Source organism: Brucepastera parasyntrophica (assembly GCF_022376835.1).
In the GTDB taxonomy this organism is placed as follows: Bacteria; Spirochaetota; Spirochaetia; order Treponematales; family Treponemataceae; genus Brucepastera; species Brucepastera parasyntrophica.
On sequence record NZ_CP084606.1, the window covers coordinates 2,398,313 to 2,419,044 of the forward strand.

Here is a 20,732-nt window from a genome sequence, read left to right on the forward strand (position 1 = left end):
ATGGGCGGAAACGCAATCGGGTTTTGCGGAAGGGCCGATGTTTCCTGTTCCGGCGGATCCCTTATCTGTCCGGAGTTTGCGGCCGTTTTTTTTGCGGGCCGCGCCGTTTCTGAAAAACCTCCGCTGGAATACCTCAGGCTCGGGAGCAGGAAAGGAAAATATCCGTCTTTTCCGGAAAAGGCAGACCGGGTTCTGTCAGGAAAAACCGCTATTGAATCATTCCGTGGCCGGGAAAATTTTACTGGCTGGTGTTATACTATAACATTATAGTATATCATTATAGTATGTTGTAGGTGCGGATATATATGATACGCAGCCATAGCCTTCCTGTTTCCGCTGATTTTATGGCGATACCCGTGTTTATTGAACCAATGGATATAGCCGTAAAACTTATGGAAGATAATTGAAAATAAAGCCGTTTCTGTAATGAAAAAAATGTTGTAAAACCGGGGCAATGCTGTATAATTCAATGTGAACATTTGTTCCCGCATCCAGGGAACCTTTTCCGTTACAGGCCTGCTTTGCCTGGATAAAAAAGAACAGATAGTAACCGGATATATCAAGTTGAGGAAAAAAATGGACCCGAACCGCGCGGAAAAGTGTGCAAGTATTCCCGTCTGTCCCCGGCTGATTCATGGCCGCGCGTCTGCAGCCGGTATTTCTTCTGTATCAGGCCTGCTGTTTTTATCCGGGCGGGCCTCTTCCGTTTTAAAACAGGGCATTTCATTGTCTCTATCCAATCATTTACATTTAACGGCCGCATGTATTTTGGCGGAAGTAAAACGGTCCGCTGTGTCAGGAATAGCGGAAAAAATACAATCTGCCGTCCTTTGTATTAAAAGAAACATTCCCGGGGTACGCAGGGAAATGCAGTGTTCATCAGTCAAGCCACAAACTGCCAGCGTACCTGCGCATAAAATACAGGTATTAAAAAGGTTTACATCGGCCGGTTTCCGGGCTGCCTATATAAAGAGGAGAAAAGTATGTACGGTTTATTCAGGAAATACGCAGTATATTTGTTTGTTTTTATGATTTTGTCTTCTTATACGGTACATGCCTTCGGAAGCAGTGACAAACCCTCTCCTCCCGACTTCAGTGAAGATACGGAATCATATGGCAGGGTAATATGCTATAACGAACTTGCTTCCTCCGGCGGTAAATTGCGTCTTTATGTGAAAGCTTCGAATTTATACACAACAGGGGGTCCCGTGTATGTTAAAGGTTCGCCTACATTAACGATTCAAACACTGTTGTCCGCCGTGCCAAGAGCAACTTCGTCGTCACAGCTAATAAGAACAAATATCCATATCAGCGTTTACAATGATGAAACAAACGCCCTGATGATGTCGCGGACATACCGTGCGGAGGATGCCTATAGCTTGGGAACTTCAACTGTTTCCTATACGTTGCCCGGAGACGAAAAGAAAATGAGGGTAGAAGTATATATGTTTGACACTTCCGATTACCGGGAATACGGACAATATGAAGATCGTCCATTTAATGAATATTCGCTGATCCGATATATTGTTCGCGATAATGAACCTCCTGAAATACGAGGTACATTCATGGGGAACAATGGAAGGCCATGGTTTGGACCGTTGTGTGAATTATCATTTTATATATATGAAGACGGTGTCGGATATAGACACGACCTAATGGAGGTAACTGTCAATGACCGTTATGTTAATGGAGAATGGACTGTAGGACACCCAAATCCTATAACCTTTCAATCCGAGTATTCAAATGGGTATGCATTTTCTATAGAAACATATGGTACATATACATTGACTGTAAAAGACTTGCTTGGAAATGAAAGTTCTGCGACAGTTAATATAGTTGATATACGAAAACCTATGATAACGGTAAAAACTTCCGATCAGCAAATACACGAATTCAGCAGTACCAATGCAGATAATAATATACTTATCCTAGAACCGGCAAAGGCAGCCTCTTTTAAAACGACTGTCGCGGATTATACGCTTGCCGACAGTGGTACAGACCCGCTTAAATCGAAATACATGCAAGAGATCTGGTATGGTGACGGGACAAAAAGCGAGCCGCGGACAGTTATTTTTGGCACCATGACTGATGCTGCATATGATGAACTGAATAACATCAGTTTTGACATAGCGGTTGAAAAAGCGGTTGGCGTACCGTCCGGTTTATATGAGTGGACAATACACGCGCGGGACTACGCCGGGAACGGGGCCGCGCCGGTGATGGTAAAGCAACTGGTACTGGTGAACGGTCCCGCGGTGCGGAGCCAGACGGAAACGAAAGACAGCGGGAGCGGATGGATTACCGGGCTGTATATACGGGGCGAGGATGACGCGGCGAACGGGTTTCCGGTGAATAAGATCGATGGCGAAAGCGTAAATGTGGGAGATGTGTCGGTTTGGTACAGGCTTGATGGTAGTGAAGACTGGCATGAGTTATCGGAGATAAGTACCGGGAGTAAGGACTGGAACGGGAAAGACTATATGCGGCTGTCCGGCGCGCCTGACGGGGAGCATGAGATAGAAATCAAAGTAACGGATGAAGCGGGTCAAGAGACAGAAGAGAAGATAATCTATAAGAAGGATGAGATAGCGCCCGAGCTTGAGGTGCTTATAGACGGGGTAAACGCGGAGAGCGGACGGACCTATTACATCAATGATCCCTCGCGGATACAGATTTCATATGCGGACCTGGATAGTGACAGAGCTGAAAGCGGGCGGGCAAGCGGGATATACCAGGCGGAATATACGGAAAGTGAAACGGCCGCGCCTCTACAGTCATTTACCGGGCGAATGAGTTTCAGGGAAGACGGATTTACGCCCTCGGAAGGGGTGAAGTATTACAATTTTGCCGTAACTGACCACGCCGGAAATACGGCGGCAGTTGAAGGGATACACCTTGTGTATGATCCTGAGGGCTTTGCGCAGAACGCGGTAGAGCTTGAAGTGAGCGATGACAACAAGGATGTGGTCCGGCGGGCGGGACAAAGTTACAGCGGCGCGGTAAGCGGAATATCGATACGTGTTGACGGGACATCGCAGAAGAGCAGCGGTGTGGAGCGTATAGAGTGGCGTATTTTTGCAGATGGCAGTGATGAAGAGAGTTGGAGCGGGAGTAATATATTGAGCCGCGGTACTGATACAGCGGCGGCAGCGGCAGCCATTCCACCGAGCGTGATTGGAGACGTGGCGGACGGCGTATACCGCATCAAGGCTGTCGTTTTTGACATGTGCGGGAACAAAACGGAGAAGATGTTTACGGTGATGAAGGACACCTCAGTAGTACGGCCATTGAAGGAGTGGATAGTATTCGGAGCGAATGAGATAGCTGGCGGCAGAAGCGGATACGCGTTCAGTATAGACGCCGACGCGGTGCCGGCGGAAGAAGCCGCGCGGATATATGTGAAGGAAGGCGAAGCCGCGACAGGGGTTATATGGAATGAAACATATACAGCCTGTGAAATGGATGGCTTTTCGGGAACGAAGTATACGGAGCTGTATCCTGCGCCCGGGAACGGGGAATATACGGCAGGCGAAGGCCGGGAAGGAACGGTAACGCTTGTGTCTCTGGACCGGTACGGAAACATTGCCGAGCGGACGATAACGATTGTGCACGCGGAAACGCCTGATGAGATAGTGTGGGTGAAGGAAGCGATATTTGGAGCGGATGGCGCGACGTTCCGGATCACCGTGCCTGCTGCGGGGCAGGTACCTGAGACTGCGCTGACGTATGCGAGCGGGAAATATACGGCGGCGTATTTTATGGAAGGCGCAAACGGGGTCCTGCCTGAAAAAGGCAGTATTGACGGTGACGGGACGGTGTATTGGGAGCGGGACACTTCGGTGCATGCTGTCGGGGGATGGACACCCGGTTTCCTCGGAGAGATACGGGTATGGGCAGAGCTGTATGAGGGAAGTATAAGCGGAGACGGTGAGGCTGTTCTTATCCGGGAAATAACGGGAGCGCGGGGGGAGTTGCGGGAGATAGAAAACAGCGCGCCGCGGTTCCGTGCCGGCCCGGAAGAATGGCCCGATTACATATCCGCCAGTACGCCGATAGGCTGGCAGCTGGCTGATGATCCTGACGAGCATGAGGTCCGGTATGAGATACGGGTGGAAGGCGCAGGCGGAAATGTATGGAGCAGCGGAGAACTGGAAAGCCTCGATCTGTTTGGCCCGGATTGGAACCGTCTGCGGCTCGAGATGCTTGCTGCGGACAGCGGAAATACGGCCGGGGACATTCTTGAGTATGTCAGGGCAAATGAGATAAGGATCAGTCTTATAGCCCGGGATGAGATAGCAGGGGAAGACACGATAGGAAAACAGTATCCGGCCGGCAGGTATGATGATACTGCGCCGCAGGTACATGTCGGAGAACCCTGGACGGTAAACGGCGGACAGTGGTCTCAGGAAGAGACATTTACAATTAAGGTACAGGATGAACTGAGCGGTACCGGCACGATCATGTATACGATACGGCCTGTTACGCTTGAAGAGGGCGTATATGCCTATGACAGAGGACGCGCCTCCGACGCGCGGAATGAAGTCCGGTATGAGGGGTATGAGAAGGGCTCCACAGACGCAATAACGGCGGAGATCGGCAGTACGGACATGAAGGGAATGTATGAGCTTACTGTTGCGGTTATGGACATAGCAGGAAATACCTATACACAGACATTCCGCGGAAGTTTTGATCAGGATGCGCCTGCGCTCGACAGAGTAGAGATAGAAGGTAGCAGCGACAGTGAAGGCTCATACTATGCGGACATAAGCGGCGGCGTATATGTGAATTTTATAGGAATTGCAAATACGGGGAGTCCGGTCACTGCGTGGTATGTACGTCAGGGGGAAAATGGACAGTGGAAACGTTATACATGGACCGGAACGGAACAGGTGTATGTGAATGTGATATGGAATGAAGGAAAAACGAATGAACTGTTATGGTTCAAGATAGAAAACGCGGCAAAAAAGGAAAGCGCGGCGGTATATGCGGGTGAAGTCAGATATGACGTGGAATTGCCGGAATGGAATTTGCATGTGAGGGGATACAGCGGGGAAGCCGGCGGCATACAGTATGTTGGCGACCGGGAAGCAGTAGAAGCAGAAATAGTGTTTGATGAAAGTGTCCAGGGAGAGATATATGAGCAGGTCTGGCAGCTGGTAAAAATCAGCGAAGAAAACAAGATCGAAGCAGTTCTTGAAGGGACCGGGTGGGAAAGTCTCAGGGCGCGAAGAAATGAATGGGAAGAAGGCGCTGCATATCAGATACAAGCCGGCGTAATGAGCCGGAGCGGCCGGGAACAGATACGGAAGAGTGCAGTATTTGTAATAGATGAAAGCGCGCCTGAAGCGGTGAATATCCGCACCATTGCAAAGGAAGCGGGGCGGCGCGGATATTATCCGAAAGAAGATTTTATGGCCGAGTGGATCGGAGGAAGTGATGAAGAAAGTCCCGTGACCCGGAGCATATATGTGTATCAGGAAGTGGGCGGAGTACGGAGGCCGCTGAATGTAATTGAAGCGGGCGGAAAAGATGTTCTGATACAGTGGGGCATGGACGAGATATCCTGGGGAGAAGGAGTATTTTACCTGGAAGGGCGGGCGGTAAATGCGGCCGGTCATGAGACGGTAAGTAATAGAGCGGAAATAACTATAGATATGAGCGGCACCGGCATACTTGTGTACATACCTCAATATGCTGATGGAGAAAGTCCGATAGGTTTGAGCTGGGAAGATAGTGCGCGTACAGATGGTGAATGGTATGTATATGAGGTATGGGAAGCTGCGGAAGATCAGAGTACCCGCAGAATAATAAGAGGAGAAAGCGAGGGACTTGAGGCGGTTGTGGTTTTGCCTGACGGCTTTGAACCCCAGCATGGAACGCACCTGTATGCGACTGTAACGGCGTATACAGATGAAGAGGCGGAACTGAGAAAGGGAGTGAGTATACCGGCGTTGATAGACAGGACGTCTCCTGACCTGTGGTGGCAGACGGTTGCGGAAGCTGCGAGTGCGGAATATGTAGGGGGACGATATGAAAGTGAAGACGAAGAAAGCGGGATACAGAGAGTTGAATGGCTTGCTGAAAAGCGGAGTGAAGAAATAGACGCGGAGAGCGGACTGCGGTACTGGGAAATAATCAAGGACAGCGAAACGGAGCAATGGCAGGTGGCCGGTGAAGGCGGAGAAGGAAGTGTCGCAGCTGATGTACAGGGCATAGCTGAAACAGGAGAACTTGTCCGGCTGGCGGTCCGCGCGGAAAACGGAGCGGGACGTTATACAGAGATCCGGAGCAGCGCGATTATGATAGACAACAGTCCGCCTCCTGCGCCGGTAGTGCTGGACCAGGGCGATGTAATTAATCATACAAAACAGTCTCTGGAAGTAAACTGGAGGCTGAGCCGGATAGATGGCGAAAGCGGACTTGAGCGATATGAATGGGGCTGGTTTTATGCCGGAGAGGGTGGCCCTGTTCAGTGGAACGAGCTTGAGAAAGATGCCTCCGGCAATATAGATGAGTATGCGGAAGCTTATCTCGGCAATGCCGGAGTGAACGGCCGGACAGTTATATTTGCGGTGAAAGCTGTGAACAAGGCCGGACTGAGTACGACAGGATACAGTGACGGAATAATACTCGATGAAAACGCACCGTATATACACCGGATAGAAGTATACAGTGACGCAAACTACCGTGACCTGTGTGAAGGCTATATCCGGAACGGAAGCATAACAGGGAATACTGTATATCTGAAAATAGCGGCGAATGAAGAAGAAAGCTGGATGAGCGATGGATATGTGCAGGCATATAAAGTAGACACGCAGGGACAGAAAAAAGCCCATGGTGAAGCCGTGGTATTGCGTGAAGCAGGGTATGGATATTTTGCGGCGATAAATCTTGGGGAAGAGTGCGCGGGAAAAAGCTGGATATTTGAAGCTGAGATAAGTGATGGCGCGGGGAATGTATCGAACCGTGCGGTAAGCAGCGGCTTTACCCTTGAAAAAGAAATAGGAGCCATAGAAAATTTCGCGGTCGGATTTGACATACTGAGTATTCATGCGGACTGGGACAGTGCCGTCAGTGACGAACAGACTTATATCCGCGGCTATCTGGTGACAGTGAGCAGCAAAAACGAGCTTCTGGCGAGCAGGGAAGTGACCATCCCCGCGGCGTCATTTATCTGGGGCGAGAAGGGATTCAATCTGCCGAATGGCACGGAAGTGACAATAGCGGTACGCAGTGTCTCATATGCGGGGAGTCTCAGTGAAGAACGGCGAAGCAGCATTACTGTTGATATCAACCCGCCTGTATATGCAAAAATACTGCAGCAGATACCTTCGATAGCAGGAGCGACCCACTGGTATGACCGGATAAGCGGGATTGCCGGATACGGAAATGAAAACGCGACTGGAATATCTGCGATCCAGTGGAGCGCGGTGCTGGTACCCGGCGAGCACGAGCTTATTGGGTGGCAGGAAAAGCGTGGAGTACGGATAATCAGCATAGAGGAAACGCTTGAGAATATACGTGATGAAGAGCCTGCATGGTGGCATGGGAAGAGTATTCGGCTCAGGTTCCGTGCGGCCAATGGTGTCGGAATCTGGAGCGGGATAGAAAGCACGGAAGCGATAGAGATAGATATGACCGAGCCCGAAGTAATGACAATAGAACGAGAGAGTCAGTGGACCAATGAGTCGGAAACGGTAACAGGATGGAGCATCGAACTTGCCGACAGTGACAGCGGGATAATGAGATACCAGGCGCTTGTTGTGAAAGACGGGAAAGAAAAAGAGGATATAGACTGGAGTACGTTGCCGGCAATTGATATAGAAAGGAATAGTGGGAAGGGCATAACGTTAACCGGTATTTCCGTACAGATAGAGAAAGAAACAGAAGGACTGTACCGTGCGGTTTTGCGTGTGCAGAATGGGAGCGGCCGCTGGGTAGTACAGGATGGCGGAGAAGTCATATTTGATGAAACGCCGCCGGTGCTGCTGTTACAGGAATGGGCAGAGACAATTGCCGGAGAAGTTACTACTTCCGGCGGTGCAGCGCAGACAGTGCGAATCAGTAACGGGCCTGATCAGGGATATTATTTTTTGAGTAACGAGGAAGTCCGGTGGACAATAAGCGGGGAAGGCGGATGGCTGAGATCATACAGCCCTGAAGACGGGGCATACAGTGAAGAAGCCGAAGACAGGTTCTCTTTTGGTGATGCTGCCGAAGGGTTTGTGTACGTGGTGTATATAACGCTTGAAGACCGGGCGGGGAACCGGACGACTGAGGCGGTTGCGATCCGGTATAACCGCGGACCGCAGATACGGATCAGGGACGGCGCGCTGGTAGTTCGGCCCGGACAGCCGGTAGATATAAGTGACCTGGTTAGTGTCAGTGATGAAGAAGGCAGCGGATCCGGTGATTATCCGCTTGCATTTACCTGGGATCCCGGGAACGGGAGCGGTATCCGGACGTGGAGCGGCGGCAGTGACGGAACTGATGTCTTTGGCGGAAGTGTCCACGGGACTGTATACACACACGGAGAAGCAAAGGCGCAGCGGAGCGAGTGGGACGGAAGTCTCCGCGTAACGGACCGGTACGGGAAGGCGAGCGAGATGGCCCTGCCTGTGGCAGTGGAAAATACGCGGAGCGGGACGCTGTATGTAGATGAGTACTGGATCGGTCCATTTGAGCTACAGGGAATTGTGCGTATCCCGTCCGGAATCACGCTGACATTAAGCAATAGCGAAGTGAGCGCAGGGGGCCTGATTAAAAACGGTAAATATGAAAGCGGAATTATTGCTGAGCCTGGCGGAACACTCACAATAGCAAATGAGGGCGGAGGAATAAGCCGACTGATGAGCAAATCGGAGAGTTATGCCTGGCTTGGAATAGAAGTATTCGGAAGGGCCGCAGGAGACGGATTCAGTGTAAGCGGCGCGGAGCGCGCTTTTACCATACATGGAAGCGGGTTACTGAACGGAATCCGTTTCAGTCTGAATAATAATGTCAGCGGACTGCATATACTGGGCGGCAATGTTAGCCTTGAGCAAAGCGAGATATGCGAAAACACTGAATATGGCATCAAGGAAGAACGACCCGGTGATTATGTATTCAGAGCGCTTGATCTTTCAGAGAACGGAGTTGATTACTACCGGTATGACCGGACTGTTCTGAGTGCGGAAGAAATCCGGACTATTATAAGTGAATAGGCGGTAAGAAAAAATGAAACGGATATATACAGCGGCAATAGTAAGTATGTTGATTATCGCGGGAGTATACGGAGCGGAAAGTAACCCATGGAGCGCAGCGGCCGGCGGGTCATACCGGGAATCCCTTAACAGTGATGCAGCGCATCCGGGGTGGTATGCGTTTGACGGAGAAGCGGAGAGCTGGTGGAGCCTTGCAGCGGGTGCGGAAGAAGGGTGGCTTGAAGTATACTGGAGCGAAGAAAAACGGCTTGGGAGTATAACGCTTGACGGAAATATCCCGGGCGGGAGTGTTGTGCGTGTATATATTGAATCGGACGGACAGTTGGCTGCGGTACCGGGATGTGAGATACCGGGCCCTGTTGACGGAGAAGTGCGCCTGGTGTTTCCGAGTGAAGAAAGTGCAAGCCGGTGTGTCCTGCTGCGGCTTACGGGGAGCGACGCGTGGGAAGGAGCGATCCGCGAAGTAGTAATCAGTGAAGTGCAGGTGCCTCCGGCGTATGGGAAAATCCATCCGGCCGGGTATGAGATAAATATAGAAGAAAGCATTAATCTGAGCGCCTCCCGCTTGTGGGACGGTATTCTTGACAGCCCCTGGTATGTGAGCTTGTGGGGATATCCTGAAGGCATAGAGGCCGGGGAAAAGATATTTCCCGATTACCGTGGGAACCCCTCAAAAGAGGCTGAAATTATTCTGGAGCTCGGCAGTATATACCGGATAGACACGGTGAAAGCCTGGTTTATCCAGGGGTGGCAATCGGTCCGGTTTGAAGCTTGGGACGGAAGCGCGTGGGTCTCGATGGAAACGATGCGGAGCGGGAACAGTGGATGGCATCGGACATCGCTTTCGAGTGCGGTGGAAACGGAGCGGGTCCGGCTCACGTTTCCGGGCGGCTGGGAACAGGCACGGTATATCGGAGAAGTGGAACTGTGGGGAAACGGCAGGCATGAATTGCGGCGGGAAGAACTGCTGCTAAGCAGGGATAATAATACTGGCAGCTATTACAGTGTAGTAGATCTCGGCAGCGAAGATTGCGGCTGTGATTATATTCTTGAAGTAAGCGGGATTGAAAACAGTGAACCATATAAAACGGTGAGCTGGAACGGAAAAAACCGAGAGTCAGTGAAGCGCGGAGAAACAAACGGGAGCGCGGTGTACCGGAGTGAAATAGCAAAAGAAGAGATTCGAGCAGGCCTGCAGTTTGTGGAGATTGCGGGAAACGGAGCGGTCCTGAGCGCGGTACTGCGGGAAAAGAAAGACAGGGGTATTATTGATATAGGCTGGGAAGGAAATGACGGAATCCTTGAAGAGGGAGACGGCGCTACGGTCCTGGGCCGCGAGTTTCTGTTTGGCAGTGAATGGCAGGGCGAGAAGCTTCGGGTCTATGGGGAAGGAGAAACAGCTCCCGAGGTACAGATATTAACGCAAGCCGGCGGACGGAGTGACAGTGAATGGGAAGCGGTTCTGTGGAGCGGAAGCGGAAAGGGCTGTTGGGAAGCGGATCTTGGTGGTGTGATATGCGAAAGGGTGAAAGTCGCGAGCGCCGCAGGTGCGATATATGAGATCCAGGTATTCGGGTCCCGGACAGGGGACGGGAAGCTTGGAATAGAGCTGTGGCAGACAGGGAAAGGAGCTGAGAATGTGATCGGCTGGCTGGGAAACCCGGGCATTCAGGTGACAATGAACGGACTGCATCCTGAACAGGACGGCCGGCTGGTGTGGCTTCCGGTGAAGAATCTGCATAGAGTCTCCGGCGGCGGGGAACTGGCTGTTGAAGGGCGGCACGGAAAACTCCGGTACAGTGGACGGTATGGAGTTGAGACGGGCGCGAGTGAAGCGGGCAGTTTTGACCAGGGAGAAGGGTTTACCGCAACATTGGGCGAAAACATAATTATCTCGGGAGTGGTGAATAACCGGCGCCATACGGTGTGCGTCCAGGGCGTTGAATACCAGATAAACTATGAAGGACGGTATTCGATAAATGTGCCGCTTGAAAAAGGTTATCAGCGGATAGGGATAGAAATCCGGGATGAAGAAGGTCTGTCTGTTGCGAGCTGGGGAAAGGAAGTATACCGGATAACCGGCCTGCCTGGGATAGCGCTTGACAATCCTGCCGGCGACATACGAAGCCGGGAGAGCGGGTATGAAATACGGGGCCGGGTTGGCAATGGATTTGACCTGGAGGTACGGATAAACGGCACCGCTGTAGAAACAGAATGGGGGAGGTTCAGCCGGAATGTAGAATTACAGGAAGGAGAGAACCGGTATGAGATAGTGGTGCGGGACGGATGCGGACAGGAGGCGAAGCGGGTACTTACCATAGAAAGTGACCGCAGCGCGCCCGAAGTAGTAAGGGTGGTGTATCCGGAAGAAGCATATATTACGAGGAATGACATACCGGTGATACTGGAAGCCGGGATAGAGGAAGCGCTGTGGTGGCATTTACCTGACGGGAGATGGCTAGCGGCCAATGAGAATCCGTATGAGGTGACGGTATACCTTGCAGACGGGACCTATGAGTGGGTGGTAGAGACCGCGGACCGTGCAGGAAATATCGGGACGGGTGAAACTGTATACCTGACGGTGGACACTGAAGGACCCGAGGCGTTTGAGATAGAGTGGGGCGCTGCTGAATGGAGCCGGTCCGCAAACCCGGTGGTACGGTATGAAGCGACTGATGCGGTGAGCGGGGTCGCATATTATGAATACAGTCTTGACGGCAGTGAATGGACACTGGGGGCTTCGCCGCTTGAACTCAACGGACTCAGTGACGGTGTGCATCCGCTTCTTGTGCGCGCGGTGGACCGTGCGGGACATGTAAGGTCCGAACTGGTAGAACTGAAGATAGACACTGAGGCGCCTCTGGCATTTGAAATAACGGGCGATACCGGCGAATGGACCAATAGCCGGCGGCCCGTGCTGTACTTTGAGGCGCAGGATGCGATGTCCGGACTGGAGCGGTATGAGCTTGAGGTAAACGGAGAAGCCTGGGGAGCAATAGAGAACGGTTACCGGTTTGAGAGTCTTGCTGATGGAATATATGAATTGGTGATCCGGGCAGTTGACTATGCGGGAAACACGAGGGAAGAAGAAACAATACTGCAAATAGACACCGAAGCACCTTTTGCGTTTGAGGTGAGCGCGAATATAACGGGCTGGAGCAATGACAACCGACCTGAGCTAAGCTTTGGGACCGAGGATAGTCTGTCGGGGATCGCGAAATATGAGCTGACGACAGACGGAGTCCGCTGGGAGACGGTGACGAGCGTGTTCCGGTTTGAAGAACTTGATGACGGTGAGTATGAGGCGGTGATACGCGCGGTGGACTATGCGGGGAACACTACGAGCGCGGGCGTCACCCTGAACATAGACACGACGCCGCCAAAAGCTGTCCAGGATTACCGGATAATCCCGGGGAAGACTTCGATGGAGGGCTTGTGGACAACAGAAGACACTGATGTCGTGAAATACCATATCGAGTTCACGATCGAAGAGACGACAACCTCTTTCAGTACCATTGCCACATCATTTACCCGCAGCGGCTTAACACAGGGCAGCCTGGTGACTTTCCGGGTGCAGGCTGAAGACCGGGCCGGAAACCTTGGCCCCTGGGTCGAGTCAGATCCGGCGCTTATCGGACTTGCGTTTCAGCCTATTAGCATAAAAAGCGATCAGGCCACATTGGTGGAATATGAAAATATACTTATGATAGTGCCGGGCGCATCCCTGCCCGAGGGTGCGCGGGCAGTGCTTGTAACAGAGCTGGAAAGTGCAGAACTGGAAAACCGCAGCGTGAACCCGATCATGGGGCCGATTTATTCGTTTTCGACGCTGTGGGATGATGGAGAAGGAAATCTGGTTGAAGTCCGTCACACGGAGTTTGAAGAAGATATAGTTATTGTGTTTGAGTACGACGAATCACTTGCGCCAAACGGGTTTCCGGAAACAAATCTGGGGGTATATTACTATGATGAGGTCTGGGGCCGGTGGTTTAGGGAGGAAAAGGCAGCTATAGACACGGAACAGAATACCATTATATTGTTCACGAACCATTTTTCGAGTTTTTCAATACAGCCGACCCTGCTTGAAGATTTATCCCCGGAGGATCTTCGTGACGCGGGGCACCGTCCTGATAACAGCGAAACGACGACGGGAGAAATAACGGTCTCACCGCAGGGCGGAACCATGATGACCGAGGTGACCGAGTTTGTGCTGAAGGGGAAGAACGGTTTTACCTATCCTATAAAACGGATTTATGACTCACAGACCGCACGCATAGACAGTCCGAGCCTTAACGCGAATATGTCAATAGGATTGAATATCAGCGCCGATATCCCGGCCCAGTTATTGAAAGAAGCAATCGGAATGGGCGTTGATCTTGCCGCGAGCTTTATCATGGACAAACTGGGCAGTTATTTTAAGAAGAACGGGGACTATGGACTCGCGATGGGTATCGGGTGGCGGCTTAATCTGCCATATGTAGTAACAACGGATTCGAATGTACTGGTACGCCTGCCTGAGGGTGGATATTACTCGATCAACCAGATGGACCTGAAAGAAAAAACCGGCGACAGTGCACACCGCGTGATGGAATTTGAAAACCATTTCGGGGATGACTTTACCTTCAGAGTGACCCAGATCCGTGCTGATATAACAGATGCGGCCTTAAGCGCGCTGGTGGGAAAAGCAAGCGGAGAGATGAAAGGCGTTTTCAATAAAATATTGGAAAATGCCCTTGGGACAGCAACGGAAAAGGCCGTGGAAAAGACTGCCGAACAAATCGCCCGGGAAAATCTGCTGGATGGCATCGCCTCTGTAACCGGAGTAATACGGCTGGCGTTAAGTTTTATCCCTGACTGGATGACACTGTCGAGTGAACTTGTTCTCAAAGATGGAACAAAATTTGTCTTTGACGGACTGGGACGTGTTGTATCCATCTATGATCCGTCGGAATCAAATGAAATAACAATAGAGTATGATGGACTGACCATATCAAAAATAACTGACCCGATGGGTAATATAACGACCTTTGAATATAATAGTAACAGTACATTCTCGGATATATTTATCCGGCCTTTTATAACAGACATTACCACTACGGCCGCTGAAGGAAAAACACGTACTGTTTCATATGAGTACCGTGATAAAAAAATAACGGGGATAGCCTTCCAGACGCTGCCCGCCCTTGAAAAAGTGACTGATGTTGGGGGAAGGGAAATAACCTATCTGACCAAGGAACATTTTATCTTCTCGGGCGGCGGTTCAGTCAAGGTAAATTTCTTTGCGCTGCTGCTTGATTTTATCCCCGGTGTGGCGCAGATAAAATCAGCGCTTGGTATCAATACTATAACACTCAGCGGCCGAATTACCATGGAATGGGTCCTGCTGATAGAATCGGTATATAAAAGCGGACTGCAAGTGGCGGTAATTGATTATGATGAAAAGAATATAGGCAGTGTCGATGTTGAGCCTGATGACTATATATTGTGGATACCGACGGCAATGAAGGTATCCCTGGAGTTCAACTATAAGATTATGACGGATGCCGTTACTATAAAAAACACCGGGATGCAGGAAAAAACAACATACTCCTATACGCTGACTTCCTACGGGCACCAGCACCTGGTGAAGGAAGCAAAAATTTCGAACGGGCTGACCACTATTACCCAGAAATACAGTATCTATAACAAAACATATAACCGGTATGTATCAAAAGAAGACGAGTTCATAGCGGCAGCCCAGAGCGGATTTGTAACCCATGAGAGCAGCCGGGAGCGTGAATACTACAGCCTTCTGACAGAGACAAGAACGACGGTAAGTTCAAACGCATCAACCTATGAAACGGTAACAAATACCTGGAACACCGGCAAACGGCGCGTCACGGGTGAAACGGTCAGCCGAGGGGCAGGCACCGTAAAAACAACCCTCTACAATTATGACAGCTGGGGAAATATTACCCGAGAAGAAACCACTCGCAGGACACCGCAGGGCAGCAGCAGTGTGGTAACTGAGTGCTGGTATCACAACACAGGCTCAAGCCGGCCGTCGGGCCTGCCCGCGGGGATACCTGTAACGCCCAGCCAGGCCCACGAAGGGACGCGGAGTCTGCTCCTTGGGCGGGTCATAACAGCAAGTCTTCCCGCCGCGTACTTCAGCGGTGAACAGAGCGTGCGGTATGAGGGCTATGCCTATGACTCCTATGGCCGGCAGATATGGGCAGGCCTCTACCATGAGGGACAGTGGGCCGCCGGCACCACCAGTTATTATGACAGCGGCGCGGGAAGCCAGACGAAAGGCCGCATCCGGGAAACCGTGAGCGCGGCGGGACAGCGGACCGGTTATATGTATGATTTCATCGGTGAAAAGAGCCGGCGCCTGTACACAGAAACCAGGACCGACTACGCGGTCGAACAGGGCGACGGGAGTGTCAGGGACATTGTAAGCGGCACGGCCTATGACAGCGGTACTGCCTGGCCCCGAATTGTGCGGAGCCCTGAAGGACATCTCACGGAAACAGGCTATGACAAACTGGGGCGGGTCACTTCAATTATAAAGCCGGGAGATGAAAACCCTGCTGCCTCCGGTGTGTGGAGCGTTTCGCGCGTTAACGCGCCCCGGGACCGGGTACTCTACAATGACACGGCGCGGACCGTTACCGTATACAAGGACACGGTAAGCGGGAGTTCGTACAGCACCTCCCTTGGGGCGACTTCAGAATTCTATGAGTATGACAGCCGGCTCAACCTTATACGGCTGAGTAAATATGAGCGGAGCCTTACGCCTTCCAGTACCGCGGTCACCAGCCTCGGCTACGACAAATACGGGAGGGTCACCAGTCTCACTGACGCGAACGGAAACACTACAGCGTACAGCTATGATTTTATCAACAGGCCTCTTGCCGTAACGGCCCCTGACGGAACGGCGGTGAGTTATACGTATGACGACGCGCGGGGTATCAGGACAGTCACAAACGAACGGGGTATCCAGACCCAGGAAAAGCTGAACTGGAACGGGGACGCCGAACACGTTACCGCGGACACCGCGGCGCTCAAACTGGTCACCGAAATCTGGCATGACGGACTGGGGCGGAAGGTTGCCGAGAAAAACCCTCTGGGTGAAGTGACCCGCATCTGGTACAGCCCCTTTGGAAAGGAATCGAGGATTGCCTATCCTGCTCTTGAAGTGTACCACGCGCCTGAGGACCCGGACATGAATTACCCCGGAATAACAACGGAAACCGTGACCCCGGAGACGAGGATCACCTACAATAATGACGGCCTGGCGATACGGGAAATGACGGGATATGAAGGAGCGTGGCGGACCCGTGAAATAACGTATGACGGGCTTGGCCGGGCCATACGGGAGCGGAGCGGGGAACGGGAAAGCTGGGCGTGGTACGACGGGTCGGGGAACCCCGTACAGACGGCTGACGCCGAACAGGTTGCCCGCCTTAACGCGGGCGGAACCCCCGCGTACCGCCGCGCCGTGTACACCTCGCGGGGCAAGCCTGCCGTTGAAATTGACGAAGCCGGCGCTGAGACACGCTACCGGTATGACCGCGATGACCGGGTCATTGAAATGAAAGACCCGCGGGCCGCCGGAGACCGTGAGGAAGACTTTACGGCCCGGTATATATATGACGACTTCGGCCGCCTGGTGAAAGGCGAGCTCCCCGCGGTGCCGGGTAAGAGCGGGCGTTCGGTTATTACAATAACCTATGACCTGCGGGGAAACGCCCTGTCGCAGACCGGGGCGGACGGCATGGTGACAAGCTGGAGTTATGACAGCCGGAACCGGAAGCTCACGGAACAGATAAAGGGTTCTGACGGGACAACCCGGGTCGCGGGCTGGGTGTATGATGAAACCGGAAATGTTGTCATGGAAGTAGCGGGCGGGGAACCCGTGGGCTTTGACCCCGCGGTAAGCGCGGGCCTCAAAACAAGACATACCTATGACGGACTTAACCGGGTAACAAGGAGCGACTACCCTGACGGACAGGTACTCAGGCAGGACTATGACGGGCTGGGACGGGTCACGCGGACGCGGGACAGTCTGGGGTATGCGGTGAGTTATACCTATAACCCGGGCGGCAATGTAACCAGAATAAGCGAAGAACTGAATAAAACGCAGGAACTGTATTACACGGCGTGGGGCGAGGTCTCCGCGGCAATACAGACAAACAGTTACTGGGGTGACCAGGAGCGGATACAGTATTATGACGCGTACGGCGAACTGCGGTACGAGCGGACGAACAGCGGCCAGCTGTGGCGCTATGAGTATGACGGGAATTCTCAGCTGGTGAAGTCTATTGACCCTCTGGGAACGGAAACCGCGCTTACCTGGACGGACACGGGACTCCTTGTCTCTGAAATAAAACGGAACGGAGAAAAAAGTGAAAGCCGGAGCTGGGCTTATGATGAGGGCGGCTTCATGACCGGAGGACGGGACGGCAGTGTGTACACGGCGGTGAACATGGAAGGCGGCGCCTACCGCGCGAACGCCTACGGCCTGGTAACGGCATACAGCACCACACTTGACGGAAAGACCTTCGCGACCGGCCATGAATATGACGAGGCGTTCCGGCCTGAGGCGCTGGTGTATCCTGACGGGAAACGGATTGACTATCAGTATAACGGACTGGGTGACCTCACCGGCATGCCGGGCTACGCCTCGGACGGACAGTATAACCGGGCGGGACAGCTGATAAGCCTCCTCGCGGCAAACGGGACGGCCCTTACCCGTGAATGGGACAGTGATAAGGGCTATCTTACCGGCTATGACTGGGGCCTGGCGGATAAAAGCTCCCGGACCCTGACATATGACAGCCGGGGAAATATAACAGAACTGGGGCGGGACGGATACCGGAACCGCTATGATTACGACGGGCTGCTGCGGCTGACCGGGGCGACTGAAGGCGGGGGAGTAGAAGTAAGCACCCGCGAGGCCACCGATGCCCGGGCGGGATTCCGCACCTCTGATGTGGGCGGACGGAAAGCCCTTGAATACGGCAGCGGCAGCGAGCGGGCGGCGTTTGACTACTACGCGACAAGTATAGGGTATGACCTGGGGAAACGGAGCCCGGTAAGCAAGGTTCGTCTTGCGGGAAACACTGAGCGGACACAGGGAAACACGGTAGAAATCTACACGAGCGATACGGGGAGTATAGGGAGCTGGAAAAAGGAGAGCGGGTACCGCGAGATGCGGGACGCGAACAGCGTGACCTATGTCTTCGCGGACAAGGTGGAAACCCGATATATAAAGGTGCACAGTACATGGGACGAACGGGATGGATCGTATGGAGCGGAAGACCAGCACACGGCGGAAGGGAATGTGCGGGACCTGGTGGAAGTATGGTACACGATAGAGGGCCAGCAGAGCGGGTGGACGTATGACGAGACGGGAAACCGGATACGGGAGAGTGTAAACCGGGGAGGGAACAGGGTCACCGAGACGGAATATTACCGGCACACCAACCTGATCCGGACAAGAGGTGAGTGGGAATACAACTATGACGCGAACGGGAACCTCATTGAGCGCGGAACGAATGGGGAATGGAACGAAAGTTCCCGGCGGTATGAGTATGACGGGGAAGAAGGAGAACTGTGGAAGTATGAGTATGACCTGTCGAACCGTCTGGTGAGGGTGCTGTACACGAAAGAGGGGAGCGCTAATCTCAGTGAAGCGGCGTCGTATGAGTATGACCTGCGCGGGCTGAAGGTAAAGAGTGAAAGGAACGGAGAGAGTGAGTATACGCAGTATGACCAGGGAGGAAACCTGGTGTGGAAGGAGAAGGGAGAAGAGTCGAGCCGGTATGTGAGAGCGGGAAGTACGGTATGGGCCGAGGAGCGGATAAGCGGGAATATAACTGCGGTATACTACCACCATACTGACCATGCGGGAACGAGCGAGGTGATAACGGGCGCGTCCGGCGTGATAGTGTGGGAGTCGAATTATGGAGCGTTTGGGGACGTACTGAGTACCGGGGGTACCATGGTGTTCAGCGCGAGCTATACGGGGAAGGAACTTGACGAAGCGACCGGGTTATATTACTTTAACGCGAGGTGGTATGACAGCAGCTTAGGGAAGTTCATAACGGAAGACCCTGCGAGAGATGGGACGAACTGGTATGAGTACTGCAGGAATAATCCGCTGCGGTACCTAGATCCTACCGGGTTGTCGGATGTACCGGTACTTTCGTTTGATGATATCTTTACTGTTGTAAGTCAATTTGACCCCTTTGTAAAACTTTCAAATCTGTTCAACGCTGCGTCACAAGGTGATGCAGCCGCACAGAATTTCGCTGGAGAGATTGCTAAAGGTACCGCTGTTAATCTACTGAGAGATGGAGCTGATATTACGCAAGCTGTTGGAGATACAGCAATAATAACTGCTTTCGGGTTTGCCCAGGCAAAAAACTTCCCGGCCGCAGTACTAGCGGGCAAAATCGCAACCGGTGCTGATATCACCGGACTCGTTTTAAATGCTATTGCTGATGCAATCGAAGGAGAGGGGTTTGATAGAACCGTATCGAGTGCAGTATCAGTTGGTGTTGATGTTATAAGTTTCGCAGTATCTCCCTCCTTCAACGAAGGTTCCAAGCGTTTCCATAGAGTTTTGAATCCGGGGAAAGGCTGGTTTGTAAAAACAAATACGGGGAAAGCCTTTACACAATGGTCTCCTGTTGTATCAAAAATAGCTGGTGTAGTAACAGGATTTTTCCAAAACTTATTTTCTGATGAGGAGCAGGAGTAATGGCAAGCATCATACCGGAACCATTTTCAAAGTCAAAATGGGCAGAAAAGATTTATTTTTCTTTGAAACCTTTTCTAGAGTCTGTCGAACAGAAATTTGGAATAGCAGGAATGACAGTGATAGGTGTTCCTATATTATTTATATTAGGCTATTTTCTGATTTGGCCATACCTGAAGAAAAAAGATTATACAGATGGGAATTTTATTTTCTTTGTAATAATATTTTTTATCCTGCTAGTTGTTGTAGTTTATATACAGATAGATTTGTTACTAAAGAGACGATAACGTAATTTGAAACTGGAAACGAAAGACAGCTGTATCTGGGAGGGTTTTTCCCGGATACAGCTTTTTTGTTTTAATGGGTAGAAGTAAGGCCAGCGTACTGAAATTCGTATGTTTTGAGGCGCAAGATAAAGGGTGTGCCACAAAGTGCCGTAATTCCTTGTAATATAAGGACTTTTTTGTGCCACAGAGGCATTTCGTGTGGCACACGGTTAGTGCTTAATTCCTTATGGTGTAAGGAATTAGAGCGTGGCACACATGTAAAAATGAAGAAAATCCTACGATATATGCACTTTTTCCCGTGCTTTTAGAATAATATGTCTGGCTGTACATCATCCTGGAGACGGTGGCCTGGCGTTTGGCCCTGCCGGTGGCGGCCGTGAGGATGCATCCTCACGGCTTAAAGGGAAGAAGGGAAAAGTGTCTTACCGAGAAGTGAGAATACAAGATAAAGGGTTGTCAGACAACATGATGTAATTCTTTGCGCGGGAAGGAATT

General features: G+C 51.8%; 3 protein-coding genes. All 3 read left to right on the forward strand.

Annotation, left to right across the window (positions count from 1 at the left end; translation table 11 throughout):
• The first annotated feature begins 983 nt into the window (after window positions 1-983).
• Genes K7I13_RS11420 through K7I13_RS11430 form a run of 3 tightly spaced genes read left to right on the forward strand, consistent with a single transcriptional unit; the run spans window position 984 to window position 20,237 of the window.
• Window positions 984-9,203, forward strand: a complete 8,220-nt coding sequence (locus K7I13_RS11420; RefSeq protein WP_255945777.1) for an Ig-like domain repeat protein — start codon at window positions 984-986, stop codon at window positions 9,201-9,203.
• Window positions 9,204-9,216: 13 nt separating this feature from the next.
• Window positions 9,217-19,953, forward strand: coding sequence for an RHS repeat-associated core domain-containing protein (locus K7I13_RS11425; RefSeq protein WP_255945779.1), 10,737 nt, complete (start codon window positions 9,217-9,219; stop codon window positions 19,951-19,953).
• Window positions 19,953-20,237: a hypothetical protein gene (locus tag K7I13_RS11430; protein WP_255945781.1), complete on the forward strand. Its 285-nt coding sequence runs from the start codon at window positions 19,953-19,955 to the stop codon at window positions 20,235-20,237. The genes K7I13_RS11425 and K7I13_RS11430 overlap by 1 nt, the downstream gene beginning before the upstream one ends.
• Window positions 20,238-20,732: the final 495 nt, after the last annotated feature.

Bases quoted from the DNA above. Each gene is read 5' to 3' on its own strand.
- K7I13_RS11420 (WP_255945777.1), top strand. From the start codon at position 984: ATGTACGGTTTATTCAGGAAATACGCAGTATATTTGTTTGTTTTTATG.
- K7I13_RS11425 (WP_255945779.1), top strand. From the start codon at position 9,217: ATGAAACGGATATATACAGCGGCAATAGTAAGTATGTTGATTATCGCG.
- K7I13_RS11430 (WP_255945781.1), top strand. From the start codon at position 19,953: ATGGCAAGCATCATACCGGAACCATTTTCAAAGTCAAAATGGGCAGAA.